The sequence below is a fragment of the Clostridium sp. genome, assembly GCF_036646415.1.
Taxonomy (GTDB): Bacteria; Bacillota; Clostridia; order Clostridiales; family Clostridiaceae; genus Clostridium_J.
Genome location: NZ_JAVXMF010000008.1, coordinates 39496 through 61056 on the forward strand (window position 1 = coordinate 39496; position 21561 = coordinate 61056).

Below are 21561 nucleotides of genomic sequence, written 5' to 3' on the forward strand. Positions count from 1 at the left end.
TTTTCAAATACTAACTATTAAATGACTTTTTAATTCTACAAATGGTATAATATTCATATGTTTTAAAACTAAAGGAGGAAAAAATATGAGAAGATATCCAATTGAAATAAATAATAAGTATGGCTATATAGATGAAAATGGTTCGGTGATTATACCCTTTAAATTTGATTTTGCAGATGATTTTGAAAATGATATTGGGTTTGTAGAGATGGATGGTTTATGTGGATTTATTAATAAAGAAGGAAACTATATTATAAATCCTAAATATGATGATATTAATTATTTTAATGAAGGAAGAGCATTAGTAGAATTAAATCATAAGTATGGATATATAGACTGTAAAGGTAATGAAGTTATACCTATAAAATATGAAGAGGGTAAAGGCTTTACTGAGGGTTTAGCAGCGGTAAAAGTTTTAGGAAAATGGGGATACATTAATAGAAAAGGGGAAGTAATTATTCCTCCAACATTTGATGAAGCAAATGAATTTGAAGAAAATGGTTTTGCAGTAGTGATGAAAAATCATAAGTATGGATATATAAATAAAGAAGGTAAATGTGTAAGTAATTTTATATATGAATATGCTAATAACTTTAGTGATGGATTAGCATCGGTAGGCTTAAATGGGAATAATGTATATGTAGATAGAAAATTTGATGTTATTATTAAAGCAAATTTTGACTTTACTACAGAGTTTTTAAACAGTACGGCTGCAGTTTCTGTTGAAAATCTATGGGGATATATAAACCTTAAAGGAGATTTTATTATAAAACCACAATTTAGTTGGGCAGATAGCTTTAATACTAATTATGCAGCTGTGTCAATAGATGATAAATATGGATTTATAGATAAGTTAGGAAATGCAGTAATACCTGTAGAATATGATAATGTGCTTGAATACAGTGAAGGATTATTTTCTGTAGAAGTAGATGGGAAATGGGGATTCTTAGATTTAAAAGGCGAGATAGCTATAAAACCAAGTTTTGATGAAGTAGAGAATTTCTATGATGGAATATGTAAAGTTATATTAGATGAAAAGGAAGGATACATAAATAAGCATGGTGAATTTATAATATAGTATATTATAGTTTAATAATTAATGCTATGAAAAGCACTTTAATGGTAATGTGCTTAACATTAATAAAATAATGGTATTAAGTAAAAATAAGGGGGAAATAATATGAGTATAATTGATTTGCATTGTGATACAATTTACCATATAGCTGACAATAAACAGTTAGAATTAAGAAAAAATGAGTTAGCTATAGATTTAGATAAGCTAAAAAAAGGAAATTCATTAGCACAGTTCTTTGCTTTATTTATTGATTTAGATGAACACAATAAACCCTTTAATAGAGCAATGGATATGCTAAATAAATTTTATGAAGAGATTGAAAAAAATATCCATAGTATTGATATAGCAAAAAATTATGAAGAACTGATGATTAATAAAGAAGAAGAAAAGATTTCTGCTTTTTTAACCATTGAAGAAGGAGAGGCAATAGAAGGTTCTATAAAAAATCTTAGAAACTTTTATGAATTAGGTGTCAGACTTATAACATTAACTTGGAATCATGAGAATGCTATTGGTTATCCAAATTGTAAGAAGGAATTTATGAATAAAGGGTTAAAGACATTTGGATTAGAAATGATAAGTGAAATGAATAATATGGGTATGATAATTGATGTTTCTCATCTATCAGATGGTGGATTTTATGATGTGTCTAAATATAGTAAATCTCCATTTGTAGCATCTCATTCTAATAGTAGAGAGATATGTAATCATTCTAGGAATTTAACTGATGATATGATAAAAGTACTTAGCAATAAGGGTGGAATTATGGGAATCAATTTTGAAAAGACATTTTTGAATAATAGCGGAAAATCTAGTGATGTGGATAGCATGATAAAACACATCAAGCATATTTATAATGTTGGAGGTATTGATGTTTTAGCTATAGGTAGTGATTTTGATGGAATTGATCCTGAAAATCTTGATATTAGAAGTATGGGAGAAATAAACAAACTTGCTAATCGATTAGAAAACTCAGGATTTACTGGAAGTGAAATAGATAAGATTTTATACAAAAATGCATTAAGAATTATTAAAAGTGTTCTATAGTTCTAGAAAATTATTAAATTTGTTTAAATATTACGAGTAAATTAAGTTATTTTAAGAATTTTCTGATAACATATAAATATATGTTGTTATTTTACATGAAAAGGGGCGGATGACATGGAGTATGAAAAACTAGAAAATAGCATTTCTTGTGGCAAAATTACACTAAAAAGAGTAGACATAGAAGGCAATGTTTGTGGAGAATTTGTAGAGTTTACAATTAGTCATGTATACGAAAATACAGGGGAAGAAGACGTTAAGGGTGTATACACCTTTCCTATACCGGATACTGCAGTTATATCAGGTTTTGAGGCAAATATAGGTGGAAGGCTTATAAAAGGCAAGGTAGAAGATAAACGAGAGATAGAAAAAATTTATGCTAACATTACAGATGACGCTGAAAATAAGATTACACTTGAAGAACTGAATAAAGAAAATTTTAAAATGTCAATTGGTACAATTTTGAAAGGTGAAACTGTAACCATAAAAATTTCATATATTGAAGAGCTAGTTTATGAACTTTCTAGGTTAAAATTAGTTATACCTAAGATAGTGCCACCATTTAATCCAGGTGATTATATAAATAATAAAGATGATTATGGCTTATCGTTAACTCTACTTGTAGAAGCCTTTGAAAAAAGCAAGTTATACTGTAACACTCATAGTATAAAGATAGAGGAAGGAGATAACAATTTATATAAAATAACTCTAGATAATGATAATCAAAGTTTAGATAATAATATGATTATATATTTAGAAGAATACAAGGAAAATGAAACCAGTGGAATAGTATATGAAAACTATAGTGAAGATAGCGGAATAGTTTATCTTAGATTTTTACCAGATATAGAAGAAGATGTAGAAGAGAAGAGTGATAATTATATTTTTCTTATAGACATATCAGAGTCTATGATAGGGGATAAAATTAAAGAAGCAAAAACAGCTCTTCATTTATGTCTTAGAAACTTAAATAAAGGTGATACCTTTAATATAGTTGCAATGGGTGATACTCTTAAGTATTTCTCTGAGGAAAGAAAAGTTAAATTTAATGAAAATAGTTTGAAAACAGCTTCAAAGTGGATTGATAATCTTAAATGTGAATATGATGCTGCAATATTTGAAGGTATAAAATATTCCTTTGAGAAAGAAAAGTATGGAGAAGAAAATATCATTATATTATTTACTGATGATGTTGTAGATGATGAAAAAGAGATACTAGATTATGTTGAGGACGTATGTAAGGAAAGCAGAGTTTTTCCTTTTGGAATTGATGCATCGGTAAACACATATTTTATTAACAAAATTGCTAGACTTACTTTTGGTAAGGCTGAATTTATTAATAGAAGTATTAGAATTGAAGATATTGTATTAAAACAATTTAATAGAATTAGAGGACTTCAAATCACAGATATTAAAATCGATTGGGGAACAATGAGTGTTCAAAAGACATATCCAAGAACAATTGAATATATGTACGATGGAGAGCCATTTTCAATATTTGCAAAAATCAATGGTAATCTTGAGGGTATAGTTACCTTAAATGGTATGGTTGATGGTAGGAGAGTTCAAAGGAGAATAGTTTTAACAAAGCTTGATTTGGAAGTTAATGCAAATCTTATTGAAAAGGTTTGGTATAAGAAAAGAATTGAATCCTTAGAAAATAGAATAGTATATGAACGTGGAGATATTCATGAGTCAATGAAAGAGAAGATAATTGAGATTTCTTCTGACATTGGTATTATTAGTGAGGAAACATCATTTATTCTAATTGAAGAGATTTATGAGCCAGTCTTAGGTGGAGTAATGAGAAAAATTCTACCAATAAATATTGAACTTAATAAGGTTGATACAAGGATCATATCTCCAAAAATTTATTATAGTCAAAGTCTAGAAGAGTTAGAAATGGATAATTTAAATCTTTATGGAATAGATAAAGTGGAACTTTTACGAATACTTGCTACTCAACAATTAGCTGGAGGTGCATTTGCTAATTCTATAGATGATGATGATGTAGATAAGCTTAAATATACTACTAAAAGCATATTGGCATTTACTATGCAAAGTGAAGGAATAGATATGTATAAAAATCTATTGATGAAGGCAGTTATGTACATTTTAGAAAACTATAAAAGTTTTATTAATAATAGCGAAGTTTTAATTTTAATATATTTAGCACTTAAGTCTGTTACTTCTAAAGTAGTTTTTAAAGATAATAAGAAAGTACAAATCATAGAAGCTTTAAACTTTGTAGAAAATGAATTAAAAAATAATAGTATAGATTTAAATACAATAGAAAATCAAGTTATGGAAGAAATAAAAGAAGAAAAACTCAAGAGTCAATTAAATATACTTATATATAATACTATAAGATAAAAAGAATTCCATAGGAAATTGAAGATAAATTTCCTGTGGAATTTATTTGTAAATATTAACACATAATGTTATTGTTATGAGTCGAATAATAAACAATGTTGTTTATTATGAATTTTATATACTGAGAGGTATGAACATGTTTTATGAATGATTATCAAAAAAGAGAAAAAAAGATTAAAGAGTCAAGACAATGGATAAAAAGTACTTTTTGCAGTAGATGTAAGGTATATGAATTTAACAACCTTAGTAACATAACTATAGAAAATATAGATATGTTAGTTAAACTTTATGATTATTATATATTTCATGGGCATTTAAGTAATTCACTAGATAATAATATTAAGATATCATTATCTAGTAGAATGACATCTAGTGGTGGTAAAACTATTTTTACTAAAACATACAAAGAAACTAATTACGAGATAAGGGTAAGTAGAAAAATACTTGAAATTTTTATAGAGGATGATCAGTCTAAGGTTATATGTGGAATTGAGGGTAATGACGTTATAGATGCTCTTATGCTTATATTAGAGCATGAGTTATGTCATGTGTTAGAGTTTAGTAGTTATGGTAACTCAAATTGTAAGAGACAGAGATTTAAGGATATGGCTTATAATATATTTGGACATAAAAGTAGCTATCATGAAATATTAAAGAATCCCTCAAACACGAATAAAGAAATTTGTTTTAGAAAAGGACAAGTAGTTAATTTTATATATAAAGGAAAGTGTATAGAGGGAATAATAGCAAATATTAATAAACGTGCTACAATTATGGTAAAAGATATAGAAGGTAACTATAAAGATAGTAATGGAATAAGTTATGTAAAATGGTATATACCTCTTTGCATGCTTAGGAATAAGGAGTATGAAAATGATTAAAGCAATTTTATTTGATTTAGATGGAACAATAATTGATACCAACGAACTAATATTAACATCTTTTGATTATGTATTAAATCGTTATCTAGGGTTAAAGGTATCAAAAGAAGATATTATAGAATCATTTGGGATACCCTTAACACAAGTAATATCACGTTATTCTGAAAATAGAGTAGATGAAGTTGTGGGTGAATATATAAGATATTCACTAGATAACCATGATCGATATATAAAGTCATATAACCATGTAGAAGATGGATTAATAAAATTAAGGGAAGCAGGATTAAATTTAGCTATTGTAACATCAAAACGAAAGAGAACTGCACTAAAAGGACTAAGATTCTTTGATCTTGAAAAATATTTTAATGTAATTATAACGCCAGAGGATAGCATAAATCATAAACCAGATGGAGAACCAGTTTTAAAGGCTTGTGAATATTTAAAGGTTAGTCCAAAAGAAACTATCATGGTAGGGGATAGTCATAATGATATTCTTTGTGGGAAGAATGCTGGAGCAAGCACATGTTTAGTTAGGTACACAGCTTTAGATGTAGATAAAATAATGAAGCATGAGCCGGACTTTGTAGTTGATAGAATTGAAGAAATTCTAGAAATTGCATTGGGGATAGTGTAAGGGTTAAAGAATTACTGCCTATTAGTTGTAATAGCATAAGTTCTTTTATCGAAATATACCATTCCATAAACGATCGTTTATGGAATGGTATATTTGTTTTAATAGCAAAACCAATTAATGCGTAGTTAAGTAGTGCCAGAATATAGTACTATAATTAATATACACCATATTTCCATGAATAAGTAAATTTGAAAGAGACCTTATACCATAAATAAGTTGCTGGAAGAGAAAAATGCAATACCAGAAAATATGAACTACAGCGAGGGGTTTTGGGAAACTGTAAAGAGTTGAAAGGATTAATATAGTCATATATATCATTGTCATAATTGAAAATATAAACTAATTGTTTTCTTAATTAATTAATTTATAAAATATGTTAAGACAAATTAATAGATTTTATATAATAGAAAATCACCAGAAACAATATTGCTGTTTCTGGTGATTTATTTATCTATAAAATCTATTTTTATTTCTTTTTCTATGTTTTTTCTTTATTTTAGAAATAATTATAAAGATAAAACATACAATAATTATTATTACTAAAATTGCTAATGCATAATATAATATATTACTTTTTATTATATCCATATTAGATATGTTTGGATATAAATCATACTCTTTCGTATATCCTTTTACAGATACGGTAGCTTTACCAATAGGCTTATCCGTATTTAAAGACCATGTGTTAATTTTATCTAATGCATAATTGAATTCTGGTGTTATTTCTGAATTATATAAGGTTATGTCTTCATGAATTGTAGTAGGTACCTTTATAGTTTTCTTCGGACCAATTATAGGTAAGATATTGTATTCAACTGTAACTTCTGTAACATTTGAAGATTTAGCCTTAAAAATTTCTTTTTGAGCATTAAATCCATAATTTGAAAGATCAGTAGTATCCTCGAATACTTGTACATCCTTAGGAAAATCATATTCAGAATCTAATACAACTATAGCAAGTGTACGATTATCTCTCTGATATAAAGATGCTAAGCATCTTCCGGACTTTTCGGTGTAACCTGTTTTTCCACCAATATTTCCATCAATTCCAATAAGCTTATTTCTATTTTCAATTATAGCAGATGGCCCATTAGCAGATGTTACTTCAGATTCTTTTTTCTTCATAGTCTCTCGAATCCATTCATTATCATAAACAGCATTTAAGAGTAGTGCCAAATCATATGCTGTTGTATAGTGCTCATCAGTATTATCATCAAGACCATTAGGCGTTACAAAATTAGTATTAGTCATGCCTAGTGCTTTTGCTTTATCATTCATCATCTTAATAAAGGTTTCTTCACTACCACCGATATTTTCAGCAATCATGTAAGCAATATCATTACCTGAATAAAGTAATAATATATCCATAGTACTTGAACCGGTAAATGTATCACCAGGAGTAATTGGATGAACATTAAGTCCATAAGAGTATGGTTCTTGGGTTAAAGCTGCCGCTGGATAAGTTAATAAGTCTGTTTTAGTCTTATTTTCTGATAAAAGTAGTGCCGTCATAAGTTTAGTAATACTAGCTGGTTGTTTCTTTTCATCGATATTTTTAGAATAAATTATTTCTTTAGTTTCTAAGTCCATGACAATAGCTGAAGTTCCTACAATTTCAGGAACTGAATCAGCTAGTACTGTACTTGAGAAAGATAAAGTAAATATTAAAGTAAAAAATATCCCAAATGCTAATGTTTTCTTTTTCACAAGTCATCTCTCCATTTACTATATTTTTAATCATTAAATCTTATTAAGTATAACATTTACTATATTTTTCAACAAGGAAAAGAAATAATAAGTTATACTTTTATAGTAATAATTTATGATATTCTATATACATAGATATTTATAGGAGTGGTAATTATATGAAAAATAGAAATGTGGAAGAAATATTAGATATATTTAATGGAAGAAAATCAAAATCAATACAAAATATAAAAGAGGCTGCAGTAATGATATTGTTGGAATCAATAAATGATGAACTATATATAGTTTTTCAAGTCAGGTCTAGAAAGTTAAATCATCAACCTGGAGATGTTTGTTTGCCAGGCGGGAAAGTAGAAAAGAATGAAACTTTTAAGGAAGCAGCAATAAGGGAAACTATGGAAGAAATGAATTTAAAAGAAGGGGATATAGATTTTATTGGAGAGATGGATTATTTTGTATCACCCTATGGTATGAAGATATATCCATTTATATCAAGGCTTAATGTTGAAACAATCAATTTCAATGAAGATGAAGTGGATCATATTTTTAAAGTACCTATAAGTTTTTTCATGAAAACAGAGCCCCTATTATATAACATGGAGATTGGACCCATTAATCAACAAGGATTTCCATATCATTTAATAAGAACTGGAGAAAATTATATCTTTTCTAAAGGTATCCTAGAAGAATATTTTTATCAGTGGAATAATTATGTTATATGGGGATTTACAGCTCATATAATAAAATCTTTTATAGATATCATAAAACACTAAAAGTAAATCATATAATACAATAAAAGGTATAGTGGCAATTAAATTTGCCTTTGGGAGGTATTATATGTGTGACAATAAGTGTGTAAGTATATTCATAGAGAATGCTATGGAAACCCTCCAAAAAGTAGGTATTCATAGCATCTATGTTAAATCTAAAGAAGAAGCTAGAAATTTTATAATGTATCACATTAATATTGGAACTGTAGTTAAATTGGATAGTTCTTTACAAGCTTTGGATTTAAGACTAGAAAAATCAATAATAGAAAAAGGTGGTAATATTGTTAATGATTATTCAGACAATATAATAGTTGATGAATTACATTATAGGAAAAGTAGTATTGCAGAGCTTTATTTATGTGGAGGAAGTTACATGTTTTCAAAAGATAGTATGATTTTATCAAGTTCTCTTAATAATAATTGTTTCGGAATCAATAATAAGGGTAAAAAGATTATAGTAGCGATTCATACAAATTCTAATAGTATAGAAAATAAAAGCAATAAGTACATTTTTAAGGAGATTGCACGTATTGAAAAAATGGTTACAAATAAAAAAGGTACTATAAATAAAGCATGCAAAGGCACAGAAGAAAGTAATGAAAATAATTTTTTAAGACAAAAAAATACTAACAATGACATAAGTGTTGTTTTTATAGAGTAATATTTATTTAATAGACATAATTGCAGTGATTATAAGATTTTAATCACTGCAATTATTAGATATGATTTAATAATATTAAACAAAAGAAATAACAATTTTAAAATAGATAAAAAGTCTAATTAATCTACTAAAAAAGCTTTATTTTGAGAAAATTCTAATTTATAATTTAGGGTATTAAAGGATATGTGTTTATTTAAGTGGGGGGTGTTATGAGTGTTTAAATGTACTTTTTTGTCAACTTATGATGAGTATGTGGAATGTTCGAAAGAGTGTACCCTTTATAATTGGGCTGAGAATGATAATAAGTGCCCCTTTACGGAACTTAGGAGCAAAGGTAAAAAAGTAAGAAATATTTATGATTATGATCTTTATAAAGAGGATAAATCTTTACCTGTATCAATTGCCTATAAGGATAATTATTTGTAATACTCATAGTGGTTAGATTGAGAATTAAATTAATCTATTTAAAATAGATTAATTTAGCAATATCAAAAATATTAGAAAGTATAAATATAGAGACTCCTCAGCAATAATAACAACTGAGGAGTCTCTATTTATTTCTTCAAATAAAATATACATGTAGTATTACTTTGTCTTGCTGTTACATCCTAAACAACTATTGCACTTTGAAGATTTTAACAAGATATTTTTAGTTAATGGAGTTAATTTTAAATAGAGTTTATCATTTTTCAATATTATGGTAACATCTTTAAATTTATTTACTAGTTCACTATTATAACATACATTTAATCCGCAGATATCTTCTACTATAGAACTATTTTGGCAATTATCTAATAAAATATCTATTTTCGAAGATTTGCAACATCCATTAGATGTACTTTCACTTAAACATATACAGTCATATTCATCATGAAATAATAATAAATTATTAATAAAATCAAATGCTTCATTTGAAATTCTTATTTTAAGCTTATTTTCCAATTTTTATCATACTCCTCATAAATTAAGATATTAATATTATTCTTCATACATTGAAGAGTATTCATGTAATAATGATTCTTTTAGGTTCCACAAATCTTTTGATAAATCAACATAATATTTATGTGGATTTTGAAGTCTTCTTATTTCAGACCATAAATTTGATCTTTCTTTAATACTAAACTCCTTTATATCCATAACAGAGGGACTTTCATATATGCAAGTACCTTTATCAAAAATTTGAACCATAAGCATTTTAATATTATAGTTTTTAATTTTTTTCTTTTTCCAAGTATAGTTAGGATCAAATAATTCTAAAGGCTTATTATAGTCAAAGCATTCACCGTTTAAAGCTATTAAATCTGCTATAGCTTTATTTGTTTTCTTGTCATAAACTCTATACAACGACTTAAAACCAGGATTTGTTATCTTTTCTACATTTTCACTTATTTTTATTTTAGGAACTATAATATTATCTTTTTCAATAGCTACAAGCTTATATACACCACCAAATACAGGTTCACTTCTTGCAGTAATTAATCTTTCACCTACTCCAAAACTATCAATTTTTGCGCCATTATCTAGAACGGCCTTTATTATGAATTCATCTAGAGAATTAGAGATAGTTATCTTAACATCATCATATCCAGCTTCATCTAGCATTTTTCGAACTTCATAAGAAAGGTATGCTATATCTCCACTATCGATTCTTACAGCCTTTGGTCTTTTTCCAAGAGGTTTTAAAACTTCATTAAATACCTTAATAGCATTAGGTATACCTGATTTTAGCACATTATATGTGTCAACAAGAAGCACTGTATTATCAGGATAGGTGTTTGCCCAAGCGGTAAATGCCTCATATTCATTATCAAATAGTTGAATCCAAGAGTGAGCCATAGTTCCAGTAACCGGAACATGGAATAATTCATCAGCCATAGTGCAGGCTGTTGAGTTACAACCTCCTATAATTGCAGCTCTAGCACCGTATAATGCACCATCATATCCTTGAGCTCTTCTAGAACCAAATTCCATAACAGGTCTTCCTCCAGCAGCTTCACATATTCTAGCAGCTTTTGTAGCTATCAATGTTTGATGATTAATAGTTAAAAGAATCATAGTTTCAATAAATTGAGCTTGCATTACAGGGCCTCTTACAGTTATTAGTGGCTCACTAGGAAATACAGGTGTACCTTCAGGAATTGCCCATACATCACAACAAAACTTAAAATTTTCTAGATAATTAAGAAAAGCTTCGCTGAATAAATTTTTATCTTTTAAATAATCAATATCTTCTTTGGTGAATTTAAGGTTAGTCAAGTATTCAATTAATTGTTGAACACCAGCCATTACGCAGTAACCTCCACCATCAGGTATTTTTCTGAAAAACATGTCAAAATAGGCTACGGTATCTTCAACATTATTATTTAGATATCCATTAGCCATAGTAAGTTCATAAAAGTCAACTAGCATTGTAAGATTTCTTTGACTTTTTATATCAAATTTAGTTATTGTACTCATTTTAGTTCTCCTCACTTATAAACCATAAAATTTTATAAATTACAGATAAATTTAACATTTACATCTAATATATAGTACCACATAGGTAATTTCATTTCTATAGTATAAGTGCAAATATTATGGTAATATTAATAAATTGAAAATATAAAAAAGGGAAGATTTGTATTATGGTAGAAAATAAATTTAATAATCTTAGTAAAGAACAAATTGAAGCAATCACGTGTGATTATGAAAATATACTAGTGAGTGCAGGCCCAGGAAGTGGAAAGACTGTTGTTATTGTTAATAGAGTATATAATCTTATAAATAATAAAAAAGTTTCTCCCAAAAATATTATTGTAATAACTTTTACAAAAGCTGCAGCAAATAATATGAGAAGTAGATTTTTAGCTATAGACAATAGCAAAACAAGTCCTTTTTTTGGAACTTTCCACGGGTTATGTTATAAAATTTTAAAGTCTTATTATGGAGATATAAAAATTATAGAAGGATGGGAAATCTATAAGATAGTTAAAAACTTTCTCACTACATATGTGGAGGATGTAGGTGATGAACGTGTTAAAGAATATATAAATGCATTATCTACATATAAATGTAAAGGTTGTTATGAAAAGGAAGGAAACACATCTGTAGATAAGGATATATTGAAAAATTGCCTTGATTTTTATGAAGCCTATAAAAAAGAAAAAGGTGTTATAGATTTTGAAGATCTTCAAATAATGTGCAGAGATTTATTTGTGAAAAATTCTCGTATATTAGATTATTATAAAAGTCAATTTAAACATATACTAATAGATGAGTTTCAAGACAGCGATGATGTCCAAATAGATATATTAAGTCTTTTAAAGGGAGATAATAATTTATTTGCGGTCGGCGATGAAGACCAATGTATTTATAGTTTTAGAGGAGCAAACCCTTCTTATATGGTAAACTTTGAGAAGAAATTTAATGATGGGAAAATATTATACCTATCTACTAATTATAGATCTAAAAGAAACATAGTAAGTTTATCTATGAAATCAATTAAACACAATTTAGTAAGAAATTCTAAAAGTATTATTTCGAATAAAAATCAAGATGGACTTATATGCTTTCAAGGGGTAAGAAATGAAACAATACAAGGTTCATTTATAAGTGATTATATTTTGAGATTAAAAGAGAGTTCAATTTGTGATTTTAATGATTTTGCAGTTGTATATAGAACTAATATGGAAAGTAGAAGTATAATAGATAATTTTATAAGGAAAAAGATACCTTTTAGGTTGATAGATAAACAATATAATTTTTTTACACATTTTATCTGTCAAGACATCTTAGCATATCTTAAATTAAGTATATATCCATTTAGTATTGAGTCTTTTGTTAGAATAATAAATAAACCATATAGATATATTAGTAAAAATAATTTAGATACAATAAAGCGAGATGTTGGATTAAATAATATTTTTATAAAATTAAAAAATTTAGAAAGTATTCCTATTTTTCAATTAAAAATACTTGATAAGTTGGAAAAAGATATATCTTATTTAAATAAGATGTCACTCCCTACTGCTGTAGATTTTATAATAGGAGATTTAATGTATCATAAGTATTTAGTGGAGTATGGAAATAAGTATAACCTTTCAATAGAAGATTTAGAAAATGTATTAAATGAATTTAAGGAAAGTGTAAAGGGATTTAAAACTATAAGTCAGTTTTTAGAACATGTATCTTTAGTTGAAGAAGAAACTAAAAAGGCCACAACTAGGAATAATGATAAAAAGGAAGGTGTTGTTTTAAGCAGTATTCACGGCGTGAAAGGAATGGAGTTTAACACTGTATTTATGATAAATGTTGTAGATGGTTTTATACCTTATAACAATAATAGTTTAGAAGAGGAAAGAAGATTATTTTATGTGGGAGTAACTAGGGCAATTAATAATTTAATATTTGTAGCTCCTGAATTTATTAGAGGAGAGAAAAAAGATAAATCTAAGTTCTTAACAGAGTGTAATTTACAAGCTGAGATGTTAGGACAGTCAGAGTTTAAGGTAGGGATAAGAATCACACATAAATTTTACGGAATTGGGACTATAAAAAGTATAGATGATTCTAATATAAGCATATTATTTGAAGATATGCAAAGAAAGTTTGATTTTTCTGTACTGATAAATAATGGACTTATAGAGACTAAAGATGATGATGTATAGTTATTAATTAATTCTTGTGTATTGAAATAAAAAGAGTTCTGTTATATTATAATGGGTAGAGGTAACATTATAGTTTGATATATAATAGGCTTTATGTCTATTATTTTTTTATATATAATCAAATAGGATTAATTTCTATAGGAGGAATAAAATGAATTTTATCTGTGAGGCTGAAGAAATAAATCAAGAACTGATTCAGATTAGAAGAGAATTTCATAGAAATCCAGAATTAGATTTTGACTTATATGAAACTTCTGAAATGATAAAGAAGTTTTTGAATAATGAAAAGATCGAATTTTATAGTTGTGCTAAAACTGGTATAGTAGCTAATATTTATGGAGAAGCTGAAGATAAAAATGAAAAAACAATTGCAATAAGATGTGATATGGATGCACTACCTCTAGATGATAAGACAAATAATGCCTATTCATCTAAAACAATAGGTAAAATGCATGGGTGTGGACATGATGCTCATATGACTATGGTGTTAGGAGCGGCAAAACTATTAAATAAACATAGAAAAGAGATTAAGGGAAATATAAAGTTTATTTTTGAGCCAGCAGAGGAGACATCAGGTGGAGCTAAAATCATGATTAAAGAAGGAGTATTAGAAAATCCACATGTAGATGCAATAATAGGGTGTCATGTAGATGAAAGTTTAGAAGTAGGAACAATAGGTGTAAAGCGTGGAGTTGCATATGCAGCATCGAATCCATTTACTATAAGTATATTGGGTAAGGGAGCTCACGGAGCTAGTCCACACAAAGGGGTAGATCCGATAATAATTGCGTGTCAAGTTATAAATTCCCTTCAAATTTTAGTTAGTAGAGAAACTAGTCCTGTATCTCCAGCAGTTATAACTATTGGAACAATAAATGGTGGAACAGCATCAAATATAATACCAGATAAAGTTACTATAACAGGGATAATTAGAACTATGAACATAGAAGATAGAGAATATATAAAATCAAGATTAGTACAAATTGTGGAACTTCAAGTTGAAAGCTTGCGGGGAAGATGTGAGATTGTAATAGATGAAAGCTATCCATGCCTTTATAATGATGATCACATATTTGATATTTTTCAAAATGAAATAAAAGCTTTATTGGGAGATGATAAAGTTAAGCTGTTACATGAGCCTACAATGGGAGTTGAAAGCTTCTCATATTTTTCATTAGAAACACCAGCTATGTTTTATCAACTAGGGTGTGGAAATAGAAATAAAGGAATAATTCATCCTCTTCATAGTAGTTTATTTGATATTGATGAAAAATGTTTACAAGTAGGAGTTGCAACTCATTGTACAATGGCTATAAACTATCTAAATAAAATACGATAAGAGATAAAATGGAGGAAAATATGAATATAGAAATAGGATCCAACGAAGCAGGTCAAAGGTGTGACAAATTTCTTAGGAAGTTATTAAAGGATGTTCCATTAAGTGCTATTTACAAAAGTTTTAGAAAAGGTGATATAAGAGTAAATGGCAAGAAAATAAAGGAACAATATGTTTTAGAACAAGGCGACAATATAGAGATTAGATATATTAAAACTAGTGGAGAGAAGAAAGAATTCAAACGTATAGAGAATAGTATTTTAAAGATAACCTATGAAGATGAGAATATTCTTATGGTAGAAAAATGGCCTAATCTTTTAGTTCATAGTGATACTAAAAATGGAGAAAATACACTAACAGATTATGTACTTTCATACTTATACGATAAGGGAGATTATGAACCTGAAAAAGAGATAACATTTACACCAGCATCTTGCAACAGATTAGATAGAAATACCTCGGGAGTAGTTATGTTCGGAAAGAATTTTAAGTATTTAAAAGTTCTTAATGAAGCTATAAGAGAAAGAAGTATAGAAAAATATTATATGTCACTGGTAAAAGGTAGAATTAAGGATGGAGTATATACAGGATATATACTTAAGAATGAGGATGCTAATATATCTAAGGTATACCCAAAGGAAGTACCTAATAGTAAAGAAATTGCAATGGAAGTTAAAAACATACAAAGTTGTGGTACATTCTCACTTATAGAAATCAATCTACTTACTGGAAGAAGCCATCAGTTAAGAGCTCATTTAGCTGAACTAGGAAATCCAATAGTAGGAGATTTAAAGTATGGAGATAAAAAGCTTAATAGCTTTTTTATAAATAGATATGGACTGGATTATCAATTTTTATATGCTTATAAGGTTATATTTAAGTCTAATTCAGAGGAACTTGAATACATGAAAAATAAAACTATTGCTGAGTCCTTACCACCAGTATTAAAAAAGATTAAAAATGATGTGTTTAAGTTTTAGATGTATTTGGGTTTTAATGGAGGGGTAATATGAATGACAGAACTGAGTTAACTCAGAACTCTGTAGCCAAGGGGTTTATGGTTATGACTATAGCTATGATGTCAGTAAAGGTATTATCAGTGCTGTATACTCCAATACTAAGATATATATTAGGTACAGAGGGATATGGGATTTACTATTCATCCTATACAATTTTCACATATATATATACAATAGCAAACGCAGGGATTCCTGTGGCTATTGCAAAGCTAGTATCAGAACTTCAAGCACAAGGTAACTATAAAGATGCAATAAAAACATTTAAAGCTTCAAGATTTATGCTTATTATAGTAGGATTAGTTTTATCTATTTTTATGTTTGTAGGTGCAGCTCCTTTAAGTGCATCATTTAACAGTATAGAATCAACACTATCTATGAGGTGGTTAGCTCCTGGAATATTCTTTACATCCTTAATGTGCGCTTATAAGGGGTATTTTCAAGGCACAGGAAATATGACACCAACAGCAGTAGCTCTTGTAGGTGAACAGACTCTTAATATTATATTTAGCTTGTTATGTGCTTATCTCCTTGTAGGTTCAGGTAAACCGTTTGGAGCAGCGGGAGGAACTATTGGTACTGTGGTTGGAGCTCTTGGAGCTTCACTATACTTTATTTGGATATATAATAGAAATAAAGATGGTCTTAAGTATAAAAAAAATGAGTCTGGTGTAAGTAGATTAAGTAATACTGATATTGTAAAATCTATACTAAAATATGCTATTCCTATAACTATAGGTTCGGGGCTCCAAAGCTCAGGAACCCTTGTAGATTTGAAAACTGTAAAAGCACGGCTTTTATCTACGGGGTTAAGTCAAAAAAATGTAGATATACAGTGGGGATACTTATCCTTATACAATACTCTTATTTCAATTCCTATGGCTATAATTGGAGCACTAGCTATATCATTACTTCCAGCTATTTCGAGAGTAAATACACTAAATGATAAGAAAAAACTGAGATTTAGTATTAAGTCATCATATAGAGTTACATTTATGATAGCTATTCCATGTGCAATAGGACTTGGGGTTCTATCAATGCCTATTGTAAGAATTCTAGGATATGACAGTGAAGTATCACCACTTTTAATATGGGGATCTTGGGTATTGATATTATATGCAATTAGTTTAGTGCAAACATCCATTCTTCAAGGAATGGGGAAGGTAACGATAGTAACCATATTTTCAGTCTTGGGTATTATAGCTAAAATTTTTGTTAACTATATGTTAGTAGCTGTTAGTGGTATTGGAATACTAGGTGCCATATTCGGTAATGCAGTTTGTTATTTAATAATGGTAATATTATTTCAATATCAGATAAATAAATCTTTAGGAGATAAGATTAGTTTGATTCCTTGTGGATTTAAACCGATAATAGCAGGCTTTGGTATGGGTGTTATAACTATTCTCTCATATAAAACTATAAATATAATATTTAGTTTTATCTTAAATAGATATATTTTAAATGTTATTACGGTAGTAATAACAATAGCTATTGCAGCCCTTGTATATTTATTATTACTTATATCTATAGGTGGTGTTAAAAAAGCTGATTTAAGAGCTTTACCTAATAGATTTATTAAATTTATACCAGTTAAAATTTACCATAAGTTAAGATAAAAATAGAACCACTTGTAGGTGGTTCTATTTTTATGAACTTTTTCTTATTAATATACTTGACATAAAGAACAATGAAAAAGAAACAGTGATAATTATTATAGACTTTATAACCATAACAGAGTCGGATATAGTAGTGTTCAATACCTTTGAGATAATAAATATAAATATAGTTAACAATATCATAATTATAAGTTCTCCTATTGGAAGAGAAAGTTCTATCACTTTTCCTATATAATAGAGATTTATTAAAAGTCCTATAATAGATGTAATAATTATGGATATACCATATCCATAGATATTAATACTTGGAATGCCGATAAGTATAAATAATAGAACTAACTCTATTAGGGCTGTGACAATAGAGCTTACAAGAATGACCTTTTGCTTACCTATACCATTTAAAATACTATATGTGCAGAAATGACAATACATAAATGGAGCGGAAAGAGATGCTAACTTTATAAATTCTCCTAAATCACTTCTATCAAAGAAAAGTTTTCCTAATAAATCAGGACATACAAAGCATACAAGTACTGTCGATACCCCTAACATAAAACAAATTTTAATAACTTCATTTACTCTAGAATTTATATTAGAAAAATCCTTCTCGCTTAGCTTTCTAGATATATTAGGTATTATTACCGTAGACAAAGATATAACTATTACTAAAGGAAAATAAACTATTGCTAGTGCCATACCATTGAATTTTCCAATTACCTCTAGTGCTCCTATGTAATCAAAGCCAGCTGCAACTAACCTCCTTGGAACTAATAGCGTAGATACACTCTGAAGTGCTGTAGTTAAAAAACCATTTATGGCTAGAGGAACTGCAATTATCAATACATTAAATAATAATTGGACGCTATTTTCAGTGCGTACACTATTTGTATAAGGTATCTTTTTTTTGCTGCGTTTGCAAAATATATATAAGAATACAAAACTTATTATTTCACCAATAGTAAATGCAAAGTAGGTAGCAGCTACTGTGTTTTCTATAGTTTTAAGGGAAAAGTAGTATATAATACCTACTAATAAAATCATTCTAACAGCTTTTTCTAATATATCTATAACTGATGGTGTAATGACCTCAGACACTCCATAAAAATACCCCTTATAGACACAAGAGATAGCTATAAATATTATAGCTGGTGATGCTATCCACAAAGACTGAATTGCTCTAGAATCTTTGATGATATAATTACAAATTAGTGGAGTCGATATGAACATAAAACCTGCTATGAAAATTGACCAAAGTATAATAAAAACTAAGGAAGCAGCAATAGTTTTATGTAAATCCTCATATCGTTTTGTACCTATGCAAGCAGAAGTTTCTTTTGAGATTGACGCGATTATTCCACCACAGACAAGGCAACAAAATAAGTCGTATATTGGCATAATTAAACCATAAAGGCCAACACCTTCTGGACCTAGTTGTCTTGATAGTATAATTGAAAACATAAACCTTAATACACCCATAGCCATATTAGAAAGAGTTAGTACGAATGTATCTCTATAAAAAGTATCTTTATCCATCTTTATATACCTCCAATTAATATAATAATACTTATGAAGGGAATTTATGGATTATTCTATTGGTATTTATTTTTATCAATTATTTAACTTAATGTCAACTTAATGTAATTTAATAAAAGCAAATTAAATATATATAAGTGTAAAGTAATAATTATGTGGGGGAATTATGAAAAAAATAATAGGATGGATTTTGATAATAGTAATATCTATAGGTTCTGTACTAATAGTCAAAGAAAAAAGCGATATATATGATATAGGAGTTAATGATACACAAATAGAAATGAAAATAAGGTGTAAGGGCCTAAAGGATTCCGTTGACTTTACAATGAATGAAAAAAGCATATTTTTAGCATTTTCTAACAGAATACTATGTATTCCTAAGGAGGGTGAGCCATATAATCTTATTGAAGATGATAAGCTTGATATTAGGTGTCTTGAAATTAACGGTGATAAACTATACTTTTTAACAAAAAATGAAATAATGAGTGTTGATATTACCAATAGGAGTGTAGAAGAATGTTTAGGTAGTATACCTAATAATGGAGATTACAAAGATGTTATGATTAAATCATATAAGGAATATTTATTTATATCAATTAGTTCAGCTACTAACTCAGGAGTAGTAGGTAGTGATAATCAATGGTTGAATGATAATAAAAATATACATGACATATCTCCAAAAGATATTATATTAAATAAAAACAAAAATGGAGCATTTGTTTCAGTGGGAACTTCAAATACAGAAAATGAAGTAATTAAGGGAGAAGCTATAGGTAATTCTTCTATTATAATTTTTAATACAAATACAAAAAAAATAGAGACATTTGCTTGGGGTATAAGGAATGTTAAAGGTATGGATATTGCTACGGATGGAAGGGTGTTTACGGTAGTTGGTGGTATGGAGAATAGAGGCATAAGGGCAGTTGAAAATGATAGTGATTATATTTATGAAATAAAGAAAGATTATTGGTATGGATTTCCTGATTTCTCAGGAGGTGATCCATTAAATTCACCTAAATTTCAAAGTAAATCTTTAACTGTAAATACTCCTTTAATGGCAAAATATCCGATGATACCACCGGCACCAATATATGAACATAGTGATTTAAATACTCTAAAGTGGATAGTGATAGATGATGACGGTGCTATAGATGAAAATAAGATATTATGCTTATATTTTTATGATATTAAAGATAATAGCATACTATATAGTAATATTCAGGGTACTCCACAAAAATTAATTGCTTTAAAAGAAAATTGCGTAGTATCAAATATGAAAATAATTAATGATGAATTTTATATTTTAGACAATAAACATGGATTTCTGTTTACAATATCTAAAAAAAGTAAATCTAATTAAAATGATTAATATTTTATAAATTTATATCCAACAACAATATAATATGATAATGTTATTAAATAATAATATGTAATTAGAGTATAATATTATTTAATAACATTATTTTTAGTGTCGTAAGAAAATTGTAGGTGAGTTAAATGAAGAAGATGGAAAGAACATATAATAAAACTATGAAAGCCATAATAAGAGTTGCTAATCCTATTAAGAAAAGAATAAAAAGAACTGATTGTATAGTCCACAAATTTATAAATAAGGAAGCTCTTAAACTATTGAAATCAGATGGGTATATTGAAGAATATAATTTCTTTGTGAAATATATTTCAGATTTAAATAAAGGAGTAAAATGGGCGGATGCAGATTTAAAAAGCACTAATCACTTCTATCATTATGAAAAAGGAATAGGCCTTTATGGATTTTCAAATGCTAAAGAAGAATGCATTAAATATTATAAAGCTTCAATTTTTTATGGCATAAATTTAGAAACTAATAAGGCTATGTTCTTATTAGGTGCTGCATGTCATTTAGTGCAAGATTCTACTGTACCGGCACATGCAATGAAAAATTTAAAAAGGCATAAGCCATTAGAAAGCTTTATAATTGATAAAGTTTTGAGTGGATACTATATTGAGATGGATGAACATGTCATAAGATACGATAATACTGAACAATATATTATCGAAAACACTAAATTTGCAGTTAAAACTGAACGAATCTTTGAAAATATAAAAGTTAAACAAGAAAGATTTAATGAAGTGTCTGAAGTTATACTACTTCAGGCTTGTAAAACAACAGCTGGTTTAATGATTGATTTTTATAAAATAGTAAAACAAATAGAACTGGAAGAAGATAATTTATAAGTATAATAAAGAACTACTATATTTAAAATAGTAGCTCTTTTATTATGTA

At 27.9% G+C, this 21561-nt stretch carries 18 protein-coding genes; 14 read left to right on the plus strand and 4 right to left on the minus strand.

Annotated features, from left to right (window positions below):
- The first annotated feature begins 85 nt into the window (after positions 1-85).
- The 5 genes from RSD37_RS07510 (at position 86) to ppaX (ending at position 6007) form a co-directional block, all read left to right on the plus strand.
- Complete coding sequence (locus RSD37_RS07510) at positions 86-1078, plus strand: WG repeat-containing protein (RefSeq protein ID WP_346946100.1); 993 nt, start codon at positions 86-88, stop codon at positions 1076-1078.
- Between the two features lie 102 nt (positions 1079-1180).
- Positions 1181-2122: a dipeptidase gene (locus tag RSD37_RS07515; protein ID WP_346946101.1), complete on the plus strand. Its 942-nt coding sequence runs from the start codon at positions 1181-1183 to the stop codon at positions 2120-2122.
- Positions 2123-2236: 114 nt separating this feature from the next.
- The gene (locus tag RSD37_RS07520; RefSeq protein WP_346946102.1) at positions 2237-4492 is read left to right on the plus strand and encodes a VIT and VWA domain-containing protein; all 2256 of its coding nucleotides are present in this window, start codon (positions 2237-2239) and stop codon (positions 4490-4492) included.
- Between the two features lie 143 nt (positions 4493-4635).
- A complete protein-coding gene (locus RSD37_RS07525; protein WP_346946103.1) occupies positions 4636-5373 on the plus strand; it encodes a hypothetical protein in 738 nt (245 codons plus the stop codon).
- Positions 5366-6007 carry a pyrophosphatase PpaX gene (ppaX, locus tag RSD37_RS07530; protein ID WP_346946104.1) on the plus strand — a complete coding sequence of 214 codons (642 nt, stop codon included), beginning with the start codon at positions 5366-5368 and terminating at the stop codon, positions 6005-6007. Before RSD37_RS07525 ends, ppaX begins: the two co-directional genes overlap by 8 nt.
- A 447-nt stretch (positions 6008-6454) precedes the next feature.
- Here the strand turns inward: ppaX and RSD37_RS07535 are convergent, their stop codons facing one another.
- Positions 6455-7714 (minus strand): D-alanyl-D-alanine carboxypeptidase family protein, encoded by a 1260-nt coding sequence (locus RSD37_RS07535; RefSeq protein WP_346946105.1) that lies wholly within the window; start codon positions 7712-7714, stop codon positions 6455-6457.
- A gap of 158 nt (positions 7715-7872) precedes the next feature.
- Here RSD37_RS07535 and RSD37_RS07540 point away from each other — a divergent pair, with 158 nt between their 5' ends.
- From RSD37_RS07540 to RSD37_RS07550, 3 genes are all read left to right on the plus strand, one after another.
- Complete coding sequence (locus RSD37_RS07540) at positions 7873-8487, plus strand: CoA pyrophosphatase (protein WP_346946106.1); 615 nt, start codon at positions 7873-7875, stop codon at positions 8485-8487.
- Positions 8488-8551: 64 nt separating this feature from the next.
- Positions 8552-9145 carry a hypothetical protein gene (locus RSD37_RS07545; protein ID WP_346946107.1) on the plus strand — a complete coding sequence of 198 codons (594 nt, stop codon included), beginning with the start codon at positions 8552-8554 and terminating at the stop codon, positions 9143-9145.
- 213 nt (positions 9146-9358) lie between these two features.
- Positions 9359-9571, plus strand: a complete 213-nt coding sequence (locus tag RSD37_RS07550; RefSeq protein ID WP_346946108.1) for a hypothetical protein — start codon at positions 9359-9361, stop codon at positions 9569-9571.
- Between the two features lie 159 nt (positions 9572-9730).
- Here RSD37_RS07550 and RSD37_RS07555 read toward each other — a convergent pair whose 3' ends face one another.
- Together RSD37_RS07555 and RSD37_RS07560 are read right to left on the minus strand one after the other, a co-directional pair.
- On the minus strand, positions 9731-10087 hold the full coding sequence (locus RSD37_RS07555; RefSeq protein WP_346946109.1) for a hypothetical protein: 357 nt from the start codon (positions 10085-10087) through the stop codon (positions 9731-9733).
- A gap of 36 nt (positions 10088-10123) precedes the next feature.
- Positions 10124-11602 (minus strand): nicotinate phosphoribosyltransferase, encoded by a 1479-nt coding sequence (locus RSD37_RS07560; RefSeq protein WP_346946110.1) that lies wholly within the window; start codon positions 11600-11602, stop codon positions 10124-10126.
- A 167-nt stretch (positions 11603-11769) separates the two neighbouring features.
- Here RSD37_RS07560 and RSD37_RS07565 point away from each other — a divergent pair, with 167 nt between their 5' ends.
- The 4 genes from RSD37_RS07565 (at position 11770) to RSD37_RS07580 (ending at position 17762) form a co-directional block, all read left to right on the plus strand.
- Positions 11770-13791 carry an ATP-dependent helicase gene (locus RSD37_RS07565; RefSeq protein WP_346946111.1) on the plus strand — a complete coding sequence of 674 codons (2022 nt, stop codon included), beginning with the start codon at positions 11770-11772 and terminating at the stop codon, positions 13789-13791.
- 151 nt (positions 13792-13942) lie between these two features.
- Positions 13943-15130, plus strand: a complete 1188-nt coding sequence (locus tag RSD37_RS07570; protein WP_346946112.1) for a M20 family metallopeptidase — start codon at positions 13943-13945, stop codon at positions 15128-15130.
- A 20-nt stretch (positions 15131-15150) separates the two neighbouring features.
- A complete protein-coding gene (locus tag RSD37_RS07575; protein ID WP_346946113.1) occupies positions 15151-16107 on the plus strand; it encodes an RluA family pseudouridine synthase in 957 nt (318 codons plus the stop codon).
- 29 nt (positions 16108-16136) lie between these two features.
- Positions 16137-17762 carry a polysaccharide biosynthesis protein gene (locus RSD37_RS07580; RefSeq protein ID WP_346946114.1) on the plus strand — a complete coding sequence of 542 codons (1626 nt, stop codon included), beginning with the start codon at positions 16137-16139 and terminating at the stop codon, positions 17760-17762.
- 30 nt (positions 17763-17792) lie between these two features.
- On the opposite strand, the gene spoVB is transcribed toward RSD37_RS07580, so the two are convergent.
- Positions 17793-19295 (minus strand): stage V sporulation protein B, encoded by a 1503-nt coding sequence (gene spoVB, locus RSD37_RS07585; protein ID WP_346946115.1) that lies wholly within the window; start codon positions 19293-19295, stop codon positions 17793-17795.
- Positions 19296-19461: 166 nt separating this feature from the next.
- On the opposite strand from spoVB, the gene RSD37_RS07590 reads away from it, so the two are divergent.
- Entirely contained in the window at positions 19462-20655 is a 1194-nt protein-coding gene (locus RSD37_RS07590; protein WP_346946116.1) for a hypothetical protein, read from the plus strand.
- Positions 20656-20792: 137 nt separating this feature from the next.
- Positions 20793-21512 carry a zinc dependent phospholipase C family protein gene (locus RSD37_RS07595; protein WP_346946117.1) on the plus strand — a complete coding sequence of 240 codons (720 nt, stop codon included), beginning with the start codon at positions 20793-20795 and terminating at the stop codon, positions 21510-21512.
- Positions 21513-21561 lie beyond the last annotated feature (49 nt).